Origin of the sequence: Paraburkholderia agricolaris (genome assembly GCF_009455635.1) — a bacterium.
Taxonomy (GTDB): domain Bacteria; phylum Pseudomonadota; class Gammaproteobacteria; order Burkholderiales; family Burkholderiaceae; genus Paraburkholderia; species Paraburkholderia agricolaris.
Map to the genome: position 1 here is coordinate 3,140,792 of NZ_QPER01000002.1, position 14,059 is coordinate 3,154,850.

General features: G+C 57.7%; 11 protein-coding genes. 6 read left to right on the top strand and 5 right to left on the bottom strand.

Translation table 11 applies throughout. From position 1 onward, the window contains the following. The first annotated feature begins 4 nt into the window (after positions 1 to 4). Positions 5 to 994, top strand: a complete 990-nt coding sequence (locus GH665_RS35345) for a fumarylacetoacetate hydrolase family protein (RefSeq protein ID WP_153141688.1) — start codon at positions 5 to 7, stop codon at positions 992 to 994. 486 nt (positions 995 to 1,480) lie between these two features. On the opposite strand, the gene GH665_RS35350 is transcribed toward GH665_RS35345, so the two are convergent. The 5 genes from GH665_RS35350 to GH665_RS35370 form a co-directional block, all read right to left on the bottom strand. Beyond that, positions 1,481 to 2,476 carry an XdhC family protein gene (locus tag GH665_RS35350; protein WP_408332645.1) on the bottom strand — a complete coding sequence of 332 codons (996 nt, stop codon included), beginning with the start codon at positions 2,474 to 2,476 and terminating at the stop codon, positions 1,481 to 1,483. Between the two features lie 170 nt (positions 2,477 to 2,646). Further along, positions 2,647 to 4,434, bottom strand: coding sequence for a DUF1302 domain-containing protein (locus tag GH665_RS35355; RefSeq protein WP_153141690.1), 1,788 nt, complete (start codon positions 4,432 to 4,434; stop codon positions 2,647 to 2,649). Positions 4,435 to 4,596: 162 nt separating this feature from the next. Next, complete coding sequence (locus GH665_RS35360; protein WP_153141691.1) at positions 4,597 to 5,088, bottom strand: nuclear transport factor 2 family protein; 492 nt, start codon at positions 5,086 to 5,088, stop codon at positions 4,597 to 4,599. A 148-nt stretch (positions 5,089 to 5,236) separates the two neighbouring features. Then, entirely contained in the window at positions 5,237 to 6,700 is a 1,464-nt protein-coding gene (locus GH665_RS35365) for an APC family permease (protein ID WP_153141692.1), read from the bottom strand. Positions 6,701 to 7,194: 494 nt separating this feature from the next. Continuing rightward, positions 7,195 to 8,577 (bottom strand): aspartate aminotransferase family protein, encoded by a 1,383-nt coding sequence (locus tag GH665_RS35370; RefSeq protein ID WP_153141693.1) that lies wholly within the window; start codon positions 8,575 to 8,577, stop codon positions 7,195 to 7,197. Positions 8,578 to 9,148: 571 nt separating this feature from the next. Between GH665_RS35370 and GH665_RS35375 the strand changes: the two genes are divergently transcribed. From GH665_RS35375 to GH665_RS35395, 5 genes are all read left to right on the top strand, one after another. Further along, a complete protein-coding gene (locus tag GH665_RS35375) occupies positions 9,149 to 9,901 on the top strand; it encodes a maleate cis-trans isomerase family protein (RefSeq protein ID WP_153141694.1) in 753 nt (250 codons plus the stop codon). A 41-nt stretch (positions 9,902 to 9,942) separates the two neighbouring features. Next, a complete protein-coding gene (locus GH665_RS35380; protein WP_153141695.1) occupies positions 9,943 to 10,788 on the top strand; it encodes an alpha/beta fold hydrolase in 846 nt (281 codons plus the stop codon). A 30-nt stretch (positions 10,789 to 10,818) separates the two neighbouring features. Continuing rightward, positions 10,819 to 11,868, top strand: coding sequence for a 2,5-dihydroxypyridine 5,6-dioxygenase NicX family protein (locus GH665_RS35385; RefSeq protein ID WP_153141696.1), 1,050 nt, complete (start codon positions 10,819 to 10,821; stop codon positions 11,866 to 11,868). A 1-nt stretch (position 11,869) separates the two neighbouring features. Next, positions 11,870 to 12,520 (top strand): isochorismatase family protein, encoded by a 651-nt coding sequence (locus GH665_RS35390; RefSeq protein WP_153141697.1) that lies wholly within the window; start codon positions 11,870 to 11,872, stop codon positions 12,518 to 12,520. Positions 12,521 to 12,764: 244 nt separating this feature from the next. Next, positions 12,765 to 14,015, top strand: coding sequence for a c-type cytochrome (locus tag GH665_RS35395; RefSeq protein WP_246216472.1), 1,251 nt, complete (start codon positions 12,765 to 12,767; stop codon positions 14,013 to 14,015). Positions 14,016 to 14,059 lie beyond the last annotated feature (44 nt).

Here is a 14,059-nt window from a genome sequence, read left to right on the forward strand (position 1 = left end):
CCATTTGAAACTCGCCACGCTTCGCGACGGTACGGTTGATGGTCAACTGGTGCTGGTCGACAAGAACTCCGAGCGCGTTTGCGCCGTTACTCGACTCGCCTCGACCCTGCAACAGGCGCTCGATCGGTGGGACACCATTGCAGCGCCTCTGCGCGACACCTACACCCGTTTGTGTGCAAACGAAACGGCGGATGCGCACCCCTTGAATTGGAATGCGCTGATGGCACCATTGCCACGCGGTTATCAGTGGCTGGACGCCAGCGCGTATCTGCGTCATGTCGAACTGGTGCGGCGCGCGCGCGGTGCTGCGATGCCGCCCGCGGCGCTCACGGATCCCGTCATGTACCAAGGCGTGTCCAGCCCATTTCTGCCGTGGAATGCGGACATCGAAGTGCTGGACGCGAGTTGGGGACCGGACTTCGAGGCCGAGCTTGTCGTCATCACGGGCGATCTTGCGATGGGTGCGTCGAAAGCCGACTGTGGCCACGCGATCCGTCTGATCGGTCTCGCCAATGACATCTCGTTGCGGGGGCTCATTCCGGATGAACTTGCCAAGGGATTCGGCTTTATTCACGGCAAACCACCGACTGCGTTCGGCCCGATTTTCGTGACGCCGGACGAACTGGGAGATAGGTGGGACGGCGAACGCGCTCACCTTGAACTGCACGTCGCGCACAACACGACGACGGTCGGCCGCCTTCAGACCGGAGTCGATATGCACTTCTCCTTCGCCGACCTTCTGCACCATGCCGCGAAAACTCGACCGCTGTGCGCGGGTACTGTCCTGGGTGCCGGCACCGTCTCAAACCATGGCGAAAATAGCGGCTACGGTTGCATCGCCGAGCGACGGGCTAAGGAGATGATCAAAGGCGCGACGCCGCTTGTGCCTTATCTTGCCGACGGTGACACAGTCAGGATCGAAGCTTTCGCGCGCGCTGAAATAAGCGTGTTCGGTCGTATCGAGCAACGTGTGCGTTACGCTAGTCCGCGCTGACTGGCTGCGCGCACACGGACTTCACCGATCACCGAATATGCGTAAGTCCTGAGCGTGTTGCCCTCCCTTCCTACCCACAAAACCCATGTCGCCACCCATACTTCGTGCGGAAATTTTGCGGGATCGTAGTGGAAGCAGCAAGCATGCCGTTACTCATAAACCGCTTTTAAAGCAGCGATCTAGAGGGCGTCAGCGGAAGTGGAAGTTATTGGAATGCCCCGGGAAGCCCCCCGCAGGCGGAAAGCAGCCGATTCCAACAACTGAGCGGAAAGCCCCGCCAGGTTTGACTCCCACATCTCCAAGCCATGGCGTACCCATCATCCTACCCATACAGCAAAATCGGTCACCTCGACGCCCTGGAAAATGGCACACGGGCGCCTCCGATCCCGTCCTTGCGAACTGGCCTCGAATCCCCACTCGATCGCTCCCACTCAATCGTCAATTGGCGGTGGAACCCCATGTGCAATCGGCGTTTCTGCCAGTCGGTTACCCAGCAATAGTCTTTCCAAGCCGTACATCCGCCAACTCGGTAATGGGAATACCGTTACGCCGCGCCGTGACATCGGCGATGATCGATAGCGCAATCTCAGGAGGTGAATTTCCGCCAAGGTAGAGCCCTACCGGGCAGCGCAAATTTGCCAGCGCGGCGTCACGCAATCCAAATAGGCTTAGCCGCTCGCGGCGCGCATCACTATTTCGGCGTGAACCAATAGCACCGACATAGAACGCGCGTGTCTCAAGTGCCTCTATCAAAGCAAAGTCGTCAAGCTTTGGGTCATGGGTCAGCGCAATCACCGCGCTACGCGCATCCAGTTTCATCTCGATCACCGCGTCGTCGGGCATCGTCCGCACAACGTTGACCCCGGGAATCTCCAATTCAGCGACATACTCCGGTCGTGGGTCGCATAGCGTCACGGCATAGCCTAGCGGAATCGCCATCATTGAGACATAGGCGCTGAGGTAGCCGCCACCTATCAACAACATCCGCCAGGTTGGCCCATGCACCGTTGACAGCGTTGTCTTATCAAATCGAATGGCGCCCGGCTCGTCTGAGGCGTCTGCCAAATGCGTCTCACCTGTGGAAAGTCTCAAAGTCCGGCGGACGATCCGGCCTTCTCTTAGCGCGCGAAGCAAAGTATCGAGTCCACTTTTAGTGCCGAGCCTTTCCTGCACCAATTGCAAAGTCCCGCCACATGGCAGCCCAAATCTATGAGCTTCGTCTGCGTTCAACCCGTACACGATTATCGAAGGTCTGGTCTCGCCGGGTGGTCCTTTTGTCTGCAGTTGATGAATGAGGTCATCTTCGATACAGCCACCGGACACAGAACCGACCACACGTCCGTCGTCTCTCAACGCCATAACCGAACCAATTGGCCTGGGTGACGATCCCCATGTCCTCACGACCGTGTACAACCAAACGTTGAATCCCGACGACAGCCATGAAGAGGCTGCTTCAAACACTTCCCGCTCGGCATCGTAAATCACACTCAGCTTCCCGCAAAAGATGAGACGTCGGTTACCAACCCACCGGGGCAACCGACACACTGCGGCGTGGCGTGCCCAAATCTCTGCAAATGCACACGCGACCGCGCGCTCGCCTCCCGTAAGTGCCCGGCGGCGCACCGCAACGCCGCCAAACCGTGGCGAGCAGATCAGAAATTGCGGGTCGCGAATATACCGATGAAGTTTCTGTCTCCATAGACCTGGCTCGACGAGTTTCCGCCGAAGAACATGGCGAAGTTGATACCCGCTTGCCATACGGTCGGGTTCTGGTTGAACAGCACGTAGAGGTTTGCCGACTTCGCGCCTGATGCATAGTTGTAGCTGAACGTCGGCGTATAGCCATGCAGCGTGCCTTGGAAAGTCACGCCAGGTGTCACCTGCCAGCCGGGAATCAACGAGCCGTCATAGGTCCAGTTGAAGTCGAGCGTCAGTCCCATGGAATTGGCCGTACCCTGCCCTCCCACATTGCCACCGTTCAGCCAGGTGACATAGCCAGCATCGACGAGCTGATAAACAGGATGACCGTTAATCGTGCTGTAGTACTGCGTGTTGGGATTCACTCCCGGATAGTTAATCCACGTAAATTCAGCCGTGAAGGTCGCCGCGTCCGCCTTCAGAAATTTGATGAACGGATATGTACTCGGAGTGAGGTTTAACTGGGCATTGATGTCGTACTGGAATTTCTTGAAATCCCTGTAACCGTTGCATGTCTGGCCAGAAACCCCATTTGTGTTTGCGTCCGCGGGTCCGCCGGCGTTGAAACACCCGGACATCGCCACAGCATCACGCGGGCGGTACGAGAGTTCAGTACCGACGGCCCAATTGCCGACCGGAAGGTTAGCACTAGCGCCAATCAAACGCCGGTCCGACAGGTAATGATAGTTAGACACTCCATTGGCAAGATAGGACACAACAGGAGCCTTGTCCGTGTACTGAAGGTAGTACAGTCCGAAGTTGACGTCCAGATTTGGCGGCCGATAGCCAACGCGAATACCATATTGCGGATTGTCTCCGGCGTTGGTCGTCAGATACGGGACGCCTAACGATCCCGGATAAGCGCCGTTGACAAGCGCCGAGTTCGTGGCGTTCAGCGTGCCAATGCCGACGCGCCCAGGACCCGCCAGTGTGCCTGCATCCAGACCGCCCACATTTAAGTTATTCGTGTTTAACGTCGCGGGCTGAAACCCTTTTCCAAAGACGTCGGAAGTCGACCAGAAAGTACCGACAGGTGGATACCGGTTTGCCTTCCATGCCCACTGATAATAAGCCTCAGTGTCGAAGCCTTTGGGCAAACTCGTCGAGAAATCAATCATGGGTGCGGGAAGTATGGCCTGCTTCAACTGGGTGCCGGGAATCGCCAGCTTCTGGTAGTCCAGCGAGTTGGTGGCGTTGATTCCACCTGCGGCAAAGTAGCTCTCGCCCCAGTTGATTGCCTGGTTACCCACACGGACTCGAGCTTGCTGGTCGCCGATGTTGAAGCTCTTCTGAACCCAGAGGTCCAACAGGTCGATATTGTGAACGATCTGTCCATAAGCGTCGCCGGAGAGGTCCGTGCGCTGCGTGTTCTTAGCCATGAAATCATACAAGCCTGTACCACGGACCATAAACTTAACGCCCGCCTCCTGTGATGAAAGAAGCAACTCGCTGGTAAGACCGAGGTATGCCGAATAAGGCTTGAACTTTTTGTAGTTAAGATCGCCGTCGTCACCATTAGACCATTGGGCCGTATTGGCTGCCGCCCCGCAGTTGGCAAAGTCCGGGTCTCCTGTGAGTGAGCAGCTTGGATTTTTCGTTCGCGTTGCCATCCCGGCGGTGATGTTCGAATCCCATGAGCCCTGCAAATCACCTATTCCCGTGGAAAATGGGAAGGCATGGGCAGATGTGCAGGCCACTGCCAAAGCAGCGCCGGTGCACGCGCATATCGCTCTATTTTTCACGGTAACCAACCCCTGTTAATTAGTATTGCTACACATAATACCAACGTGAAGGCATCGACCTTCCCGTTGTCGGACTTTGTCCGAACTACGCCGACACCTGCCTACAGGTTGCCGGCTTCGATCTCCCGTGTAACCTTTGTCATGCGATAGTTCGCAAACAACCTATTTTCCAAAACCACCTGACTGCCACATCTCCATCGCGACTTTCCAGCCCTCGGACGTTTTCTTCCAGACGAAGAGCTGGCGGATTGTTTCGTCCTTCGTCAGCCTGGGCGGATTTGCCTTACAGCTCAAAACCACAAAGGTCGAGACTGTACTGTCACTGCCAACCACCGGGTCTTCCAGTTCAAAATGGCACTTCTTCTCGCCGCCAGGGCCCAGGTAGTCGTTCCAATCCACCATGGCCTTCACGGCGGCGTCCATCCCTCGACTGGGTTTCGTTTCGCCCTCGCCGATGATGACAACGTCATCGGTATAAAACCGGTGCGCGAGTTGCGCAGCGTCTTCTCCTGCAGCGTTCGCAGCCTGTTGCGTGCGCAGCGCAGACGCAATTGCGTTACGAAGCGAGTCCGCGCTTTCGTCCGCGCTGCACACGGCGCTTGCGAATAGCGCGCAAAGCATCGCGGTCGTAATAACTAGCCGATTTTTCGACATTTCGATTTATTCCCTGATTTTCGATTCCGACTTGACTGGGCAGTAACCGGCCAGACCACTCAAAGGTGGTCGTGTTGTTGATGGCCGGTGCGAGTTTTAGAACAGACGCTTCAGGAACCCTCGTCCCTTTAAATTGAATCTCAGTGTGTCAATTGAACCGTAGTGAAGAAAAACGAGTTGGGTGAGCTCTCCTGAGCCAACCTGCGTAAGCAATTCCACCCAACAGCACAATTCCAAGGAGATACGGAAGCCTGTTGATCGTCGCGTTATTGCTACCACTTAGGAACTCGAAATTCTTCAGGGAGATCGCAAGTCCCGCAGCCAAACCGACAAGACTGAGTGACGGAGCGATGACATGTTTCCACATGTTCCGCGGTTCACGTGTTCGGAAATACGCCAGGACTGCCAGGCTGGTCAGAACCTGCATCAGCATCACGCCGACGGCGGCGAAACCAAGTGCAACGGTACCGAGACCCAGCATGGGGTGCACCTTGAACGTAGCAGCAAAAACCACGACCGTCGCCGAAATAAGCGATACGGCGACGCTCGCCACATGCGGCGACTGGAATCTCGGGTGAATACTCCCCAGCCGACGCGGGAAGCAGCCTTGACGCCCCAACACGAATATGTAGCGGGAGGCCACGTTATGAATGGAAAGAACCGTAGCGAACATACTGGTCGCAACGGCCAGCTGAATAATGTGGGTAAAGACCCGGCCCACGTACTTGTCGCTGAGTTGGAAATAAATCAGACCCACCTGATCTTCCGGAATAGAGCGGATGTTCGACGGGCCGATCGCCCCTACGGTGATCCACGAGGTGATGAAATAGAAAATCCCAATCAGGGCAACCGCAATGTAGGTTGAACGCGCCACGCTTTTCTCTGGCGACTGCGCCTCTTCGGAATACAAGGCGGCAGATTCGATTCCGAAGTAGCACGTGAATGCGAGGAGGAGCGACACGCCGGGCGCGCCATCCAATAGCGCCTTGAAATTCATAGCTTGTGCGGGCAGACTCGCAGCGTGAAGATGAAACACAACGCCAGAATCGAACACGAGCAGCAGCACGAATTCAAGCGATATCAACACGAGTACCAATCGCGAGCTGAAGTCCAGCTTCTGATAGCCAAGCAGTCCAACAGCGATCGCGGACAAACCGCTGAACCACAGCCAGTGAACGTCGACGCCGAGCATGTCGAGAACCAGCGTGTGAATGACAAAGCCGAGATAGCTGAGTCCGCCGGGCACAAAAGTCACATACGACACCACTGCGGTAAATGCCGACCCGAGTCCGACCTGTCTCCCCAAGCCCTTTGCGATGTAGATATAGAAGGCGCCACCGGAGGTCACTTCCCGGCTAATCGCCGAGTAGCCTACGCAAAAAAATGCGACGACAATGGTCGTCAGAACGAACGCGAGTGGCAACGCCGCACCGCTTCCGAAAACCAGAGCGACCGGAAGCACGCCAATGACAGCGGCCAGCGGCGCCACAGCAGCAATCACGAACACGACCAGCTTGACTGTGCCGAGACTGCGTTTAAGCGAATCGGCAGCATGCGCCTGCCCAATCGCTGCCTCCACTGCCTGGCCAGCCTCATTCGCTAGATGCTTCATATCTGTCCTTTCCTCTGATGTGGATGCTCTTTTCGTCTTATCCGGCGCGACCAAAGCAAGCGTAAAGATTGCCCTTACCTTCTTTTGTCATCGGAACTCCTTGATGAAACGATGGTAAGCGAGAGTCTTTTTTGATTTCAGGTGCTAAACGGCCAAACGCCGGAAGAGTCGCGATGCCGCTCCAGGCTTACAACGACCCTGCAATGTTCCTCATATGAGAACGGCGAGCGGAAAGTTTGACGCGTGGTCCGCAGGACATGTGCAAAAGCACGAGCGGGCTGCGCGGGTTCCGCTAAAGTGGGAATATCCTGGCGCGCTGGGACGGGGTTCCGTCGGTCGCAAAGACCATGCGGCGGCGGTGAATGGCGTTGAACCGGGTGACATGCGCAGTGAGTGTTGCTAGACACACCGCGCTCGTCAAGCGGGAAGACCGTGCAGCGCAGACGCGATGCACGGTCTTCCCGCGGATAATCCTATTTGATCAGGACTCCGCTTCAGCTCGCAGCTGCTACGGATTCGAGAGCGAAGTCCAGGCAATGCCTCGTAATCTCGACGAGATTGTCGATTTCCTGCTTCGTGATGGTCAGCGGCGGGGCAATAATCATTCTGTCGCCAATCGCGCGGAGGATCAGCCCCTTACGATAAGCGATATCGCGGCAGACGACGCCAACCTTGCTGCTCTCATCGAACAGCGTGTTGTTCGCCTTGTCCTTGACGAGTTGGACCGCCCACATGAGACCCACACCCTCCGTATAACCGACCAGCGGATGATCCTGCAGCGACTTCATCGACTCGGCCAGGTAGGGACCCGTTTCGTTGCGAACCTTGCCGACGAGGTTCAATTCTTCGGTTAGCTTGAGGTTCGCGACGCCCACTGCGCAAGCGACGGGGTGGCCGGCGTAGGTATAGCCGTGACGGAACTCGCCACCATGCTCAATCATGGCCGAAGCAACGCGCTCACCCACCATGACGCCACCGAGCGGCACATAGCCGCTTGTAACGCCCTTGGCAAAGGTCATCAGGTCCGGCTGTGAACCGAAAGTCTGGGCGCCCCACCAATTGCCTGTTCTGCCGAATCCGCAAATGACTTCGTCGCTCACCAGCAGGATGCCGTACTTATCGCAGATGCGCTGGATTTCCGGCCAGTAAGTCGGCGGAGGAACGATAACGCCGCCGGCGCCCTGAACTGGCTCGCCGATAAACGCAGCCACGTTTTCCGGACCCAGCGCTTCAATCTTCTGTTCGAGCCACGACGCGGCAACCTTGCCGAACTCGTCGAAACTCATGCCGGCGCCGTGCAACCGGTAGTGCGGCTGCTGGATATAGTCGATGCCCGGAATCGGCAGACCGCCCTGCTCGTGCATCCACGGCATCCCACTCAGCGAAGCACCGCCGATAGTGGAACCATGATAAGCATTGAAGCGGCTGATGATCGTTTTGCGCGACGGCTGCCCCACCACGTCCCAATAGCGTCGTACGAGACGAATGACCGTGTCGTTGCCTTCCGAACCCGAGTTCGCGTAGTACACGTGCTTGAAGTTAGGTGGGCTGACGCGGGCGAGATTCTCCGCCAGTTCAATCGCCGACGGGACGGCCGTATGGAAGAACGCGTTGTAGTACGCGAGCTGTTTCATCTGCTCGTGCGATGCGTTAATCAGAGCCTCCTGCCCATACCCGACATTCACGTTCCAAAGGCCGGCCATCCCGTCGAGAAGCTTGTTTCCTTCGCTATCGAAGATGTAGACGCCTGACGCGCCGGTGATGATTCTCGATCCTTCTTTTGCCAGCACTGCCGGATCGGTGAAAGGGTGGAGAAAGTGTGCGGCGTCGGCCGCTTGCCATTGACTCGTCGTCCGTGCGGAATTTTCAGCAGTCATTCTTGCCTCGCGTAAGTTCGTGTTTCGTTGGAGAGTGTTCCCCCGAAGCACACACCTTACGCATACAGCCGGTACCTCAGAAGGTGTTTTCCGGCCATCCGCCTTTCGCCCTGAAGCGCTCATCGGTTAAGCACCGACGTGGGCTCCTTCGCTGGACGAACGCCGCGGCAAGTGACTCCCTGCAATGCCCTCTCTGTTGCCAACACGAAGAATGCAGAGCGACTAACACGTTAGCGCGTGTGTTTGGCCACTTCCAACCTAGTCTCCCAGGAACAAGGTCCGCATAGTGTCCCCGGTTAGTCCGACACAACCAGGCCTCATTCATCGAATCCATTTGTGGAAGATCCTGACACTCCAAATCAGCGTAACGGGTGAAGCCAGCGCTATTCGCATGTTAGCGCTCTGGCGCCCTCCGGTGCCCGTCCGTGAGCGCACTTCCTTTAGCGCGCAAACCACGTCGAAATACTCGGGCCCGGTGCGTCGATTGCCACGAGAGAGCGAACGCTCTAATTGGCCGCTACTGCTGACTATCCATCGATTTCTCTTACACCATTTGCTCGGAGCAGACTCCATGACCAAGACCTTTCGCATCGGCCAAATCGTGCCCAGCTCAAACACTACGATGGAGACAGAAATCCCTGCGATGCTCCGCCTGCGCGAAGCGATTCGTCCCGAGCGATTCACGTTTCACTCCAGTCGCATGCGGATGAAGAAAGTCGTGAAAGAAGAACTCGCCGCCATGGATGCGGAATCGGACCGCTGCGCGCTTGAACTCTCGGACGCCCGTGTCGACGTGCTTGGCTACGCATGCCTTGTCGCCATTATGGCAATGGGTCATGGCTACCACCGCGTGTCGCAGGAGCGACTGACGAGGCACACGGCAGAGAACGATGCTCAGGCACCTGTCATCACAAGCGCAGGGGCTCTGGTGGACGCTCTAAAGATAATCGGCGCGAAACGAATCGTGGTCGTCGCGCCGTACATGAAGCCGCTGACCGAACTGGTAGTGAGCTACATCCGCAATGAAGGTTATGAGGTCCTCGACTATCGCGCATTGGAGATTCCCGACAACCTGGATGTCGGCCGGCACGACCCGGCGCGTCTCCCCGAAATCGTCAAGCAGCTCAACTATGCCGACGCGGATGCGATCGTGCTTTCGGCCTGCGTGCAGATGCCGTCGCTTCCCGCAGTGGCTCAAGTAGAGGCCATGACCGGTAAGCCGGTAATCACTGCGGCTATTGCGACGACCTACGCGATGTTGCGCGAACTCGACCTCGAGCCGGTCGTTCCGGGCGCGGGCGCGCTTCTCTCGGGTGCATTCTGAACCGCGAGCTAGCGGCCGAACCGTCCCATTGGAGCCATTGCATGTCGACCACCTTCCTGTATGGCGCGAATGTTCATGCCAACAACATCCGCCAGCACTACCTTCGATACCACCACGCCACGAGCGAGACGTCGCAGCGAGCCGCCGTCGTCATCGTCCCTGGCATCACAAGTCCGGCCGTAACATGGGGTTTTGTCGGTGAAGTGTTTGGCCGGCAATTCGATACCTATGTACTCGACGTTCGGGGTCGCGGCCTCTCCGCAGCGTCGGACGAACTTGACTACAGCCTTGACGCCCAGGCAGACGACCTTGCGGGATTCGTCGCGGCTCTCGGCCTCGAGCGCTTTGCATTCGTCGGTCACTCCATGGGCGCGCGCATTGCGGCACGAGCCGCCCGACGGGCACCGCGAAGCCCTACGTCGGTTGTGCTCGTTGACCCTCCGGTATCCGGTCCCGGGCGTCGAGCGTACCCAGGCCAATTACCCTGGTATATCAATTCGATGGCGCTCGCCCGCCAAGGCACCGACGCCGAGGGCATGCGCGAATTTTGTCCCACCTGGACAAAAGAGGAACTGCAGTTGCGCGCGGAATGGCTACACACCTGCGACGAGCGCGCGGTGATCGCTTCTTATGAAGGCTTTCATAGCGATGACTTCCACGCGGATGCAGCGCGTCTTGAAGTCCCGTCACTTCTGATTACAGCGGAACGAGGCGATGTGGTTCGCGACGAAGATGTCGTTGAACTGCAAAGGCTGAATCAAGCGATGGCGCATGTTCGCGTGCCTGATGCCGGTCACATGATTCCCTGGGACAACGCCGAATGTTTTTACGAAGCGTTCGGCACATTCCTTGGCGCAAAACTTTTCGATGAACAGCCGATCGCCTAGCGCACCCATCTCCGCCAGAAGGAGCCCCTGATGTCCATTAGCGACTATGAACTTATCGAGGCCTGGAAAAAAGTCCTCAAACTTTCGCGTCTCGAAGCTGGCCAGAACGTCACCATTCTGACAAGCGCTGCGACACACCCGCAAACTCTGGCGTGCGCCCTGATAGCAACTCAGGCAATGGGGGCGGTGGTCAACCGGTTGGATCTGCCGCCCGTGAACGGCGAGAAAGCATTCAGCCGGGATTCGCTGTCGTACCTGGGGACAACGCCGCTCACAGGCAATCGCTCTGCCATTGCGGCCCTGAAGGAGAGCGACCTCGTACTGGACCTCATGACGCTGCTGTTCTCTCCAGAACAGCACGACATCCTGAAGTCCGGCACCAAAATCCTGCTCGCGGTCGAGCCGCCCGAAGTACTGGCCCGTCTCGTTCCAACCGAGGAGGACCGAACTCGCGTTCTCAGTGCAGCCAGCAAGATTGGTTGCGCTCGCGAAATGCGCGTGCATTCCCAGGCGGGAACCTCGCTTGTCTGTCCACTCGGAGAATTCGGGCCCACTGCCGAATACGGTTTCGTCGATGAGCCTGGCCGCTGGGACCACTGGCCGAGCGGTTTCGCGCTGACCTATCCGAACGACCGGACCACACACGGCACGATCGTGATCGACCGCGGCGACATTCTTTTACCGCAAAAACGATACGTGAGCGACCCCATTCAATTGACGGTCGAGAACGGTTACGCGACGAGAATCGAGGGCGGCGTCGACGCCGCCCTCCTGCGCGATTATATGGAGACTTTTGGCGACCCCGAGGGCTACGCCATTTCTCACATCGGCTGGGGGCTTCAGTCGCGCGCGCGTTGGTCGACGCTCGGTCTATACGATCGCGAGGCGACCATCGGCATGGATGCCCGTGCGTTTGAGGGCAATTTCCTTTTTTCGCTCGGACCGAACAACGAAGGCGGAGGCACTCGCACGACCACATGTCACATCGACATCCCCCTGCGTGCCTGCACGGTCGAACTGGACGGCAAACCGGTAGTCAAGGAAGGCCGCGTCATCCCTACCCTGAACGACAAGTCGTAACATGAAACACATCTCTGACCATACCGAATCGCTCGTCTACCGGAACCAGGGTTTCGGCACCCCCCTTGAGCCCAAGGGAAATGTCGCGCTCCTCATTGTCGATTTCGTAGCAGGCTTCGCCGACCCGCAGGTGTTCGGCGGCGGGAACATCCCCCTCGCAATCGAGCGCACACGCTTCGCCCTTTCCACTGCCCGACAGCGCGGCTGGCCCGTTGCTCACAGCAGAATCGTCTACGCCGAAAACGGAAGCGATAACAACATTTTCTCGCTGAAAGTACCCGGTATGGCGACACTCACTGAGCACAATCCAAACAGCGCCATCGTGCCCGAGCTTGCTCCCGAAGAGGGCGAGCTCGTTGTACGAAAAACAGTGCCTAGTGCGTTCTTTGGGACACAGCTGGCTCCCTGGCTCTCCCAACGCGCCGTGCAGACTCTTCTCGTTGCGGGGGCCGTGACCAGTGGATGCGTCCGTGCAAGCGTGGTGGACGCGATGTCGCTCGGCTTCCGCCCGTTGGTGCTTTCGGATTGTGTCGGCGACCGGGCCATCGCACCTCACGACGCGAGCCTGTTCGATATGGCGCAAAAGTACGCAGCAGTCTTGCCTTTCGATCAAGCGCTTGCCGCAATCGACTTCGCTGCTCAGCGAGCCTGATTTGCATACCTGCTTGACGGTGCCATCCACCGTCCGTTCAATATGCTCCACACTCCAACGATCAGCAAACGAGCGTGTTCTATCTCCGCCCGAGCTCAAGGCATTTCGAGACGATCGCGTGCACAGTTCAATAGACGAAGGCTCTTCTGGCTCACAGGTTCACGCGAGCGTCGCTACTCGATAGGACTTAACTTCTAAGCAGATGACCGTAATCGAGAACCCGCGCTTGTCCCGATGTCTGATCATGACTGCAGCCGCGATTGCACTGACATCCCCAAAAGCTTTCGCCGCGGACGACGCTGCTCTTGTGGCTCGCGGCGAATATCTGGCACGCGCTGGGGATTGCGCCGCATGCCATACGACGGCCGCACAAAAGCCTTTCGGCGGCGGCCTGGCGATGAAGACGCCCCTAGGTATCGTCTACTCGACCAATATCTCTCCCGATCAGGTCAAGGGCATCGGGAACTACACGGAAGCGGATTTCGGCCGCGCGCTGCGTGAAGGCGTTGCCAGGGATGGCCACAATCTTTACCCGGCGATGCCCTATCCTTCTTATGCGAAGGTGTCGGATGCTGACGTCAAAGCGCTCTACGCCTACTTCATGCACGGTGTAAAGCCGGTTCGCGAACCGAACCGACCTACCTCCATACCGTGGCCGTTTAGCATGCGTTGGCCACTGCAAATCTGGAATCTTTTCTTCCTTGAGCGGCGCGTGTATCAGCCCAAAGAAGGGCGCGGAGAAGATTGGAATCGCGGCGCTTATCTTGTACAGGGTCTGGGACATTGCGGCTCGTGCCATACGCCGCGTGGATTTGGATTCCAGGAAAAGGTGCTTGATGAGACAGGCGATGTCTACCTGAGCGGCGCGCCGATTGAAAACTGGTATGCGTCGAACCTCACTGCCGGCAAGCGAACTGGTCTGGGACGCTGGAGCAGCGCCGACATCGCCGCGTTTCTCAAAACCGGTACCAACTCACATGCTTCAGCGTTCGGCTCGATGACCGAGGTCATCAACAACAGCACACACTTTCTGTCCGACGAAGACTTGCGGAGCATCGCTGTTTACCTGACGTCTTTACCGCCTGCAAAGGGTTCCGATTCTCCGCCGTACGTGTACAAAGCGTCGAACACCCGGTCGCTCATGCGCTCGACACAGAGTGACGAAGGCGCTCGCGTCTACGCCAAGTTCTGCATGTACTGCCATGGAGCCGATGGACTGTCACGTCCCCCGTTCATTTCTCCACTCGCAGGCAACCCAAACTTGCTTGAAAAGGACGATTCTTCCGCAATCAACGTGACGCTCAATGGGGCTTCGGATATCGTGCTTCGCGGGGTGGCTGCACCTTACGTGATGCCCGGCTTCCGGCTAACGCTGAGCGACACGCAGATTGCGCAGGTTGTCACCTTTATCCGACGCAGTTGGGGGAATGAAGCGCCATCGACGCCGACAAGCTCAGTATCGAAGCTTCGGAAATCCATCGAAGCGCTGCGATAGTCCCTGCAGCAACCCGCAGTCTCATGTGATCTGGCCGGACCGGA

Excerpts from the sequence above, each read along its gene's own strand:
- GH665_RS35360 (WP_153141691.1), bottom strand. The coding sequence starts at position 5,088 with ATGTCGAAAAATCGGCTAGTTATTACGACCGCGATGCTTTGCGCGCTA.
- GH665_RS35365 (WP_153141692.1), bottom strand. The coding sequence starts at position 6,700 with ATGAAGCATCTAGCGAATGAGGCTGGCCAGGCAGTGGAGGCAGCGATT.
- GH665_RS35370 (WP_153141693.1), bottom strand. The coding sequence starts at position 8,577 with ATGACTGCTGAAAATTCCGCACGGACGACGAGTCAATGGCAAGCGGCC.
- GH665_RS35375 (WP_153141694.1), top strand. The coding sequence starts at position 9,149 with ATGACCAAGACCTTTCGCATCGGCCAAATCGTGCCCAGCTCAAACACT.
- GH665_RS35380 (WP_153141695.1), top strand. The coding sequence starts at position 9,943 with ATGTCGACCACCTTCCTGTATGGCGCGAATGTTCATGCCAACAACATC.
- GH665_RS35385 (WP_153141696.1), top strand. The coding sequence starts at position 10,819 with ATGTCCATTAGCGACTATGAACTTATCGAGGCCTGGAAAAAAGTCCTC.
- GH665_RS35390 (WP_153141697.1), top strand. The coding sequence starts at position 11,870 with ATGAAACACATCTCTGACCATACCGAATCGCTCGTCTACCGGAACCAG.
- GH665_RS35395 (WP_246216472.1), top strand. The coding sequence starts at position 12,765 with ATGACTGCAGCCGCGATTGCACTGACATCCCCAAAAGCTTTCGCCGCG.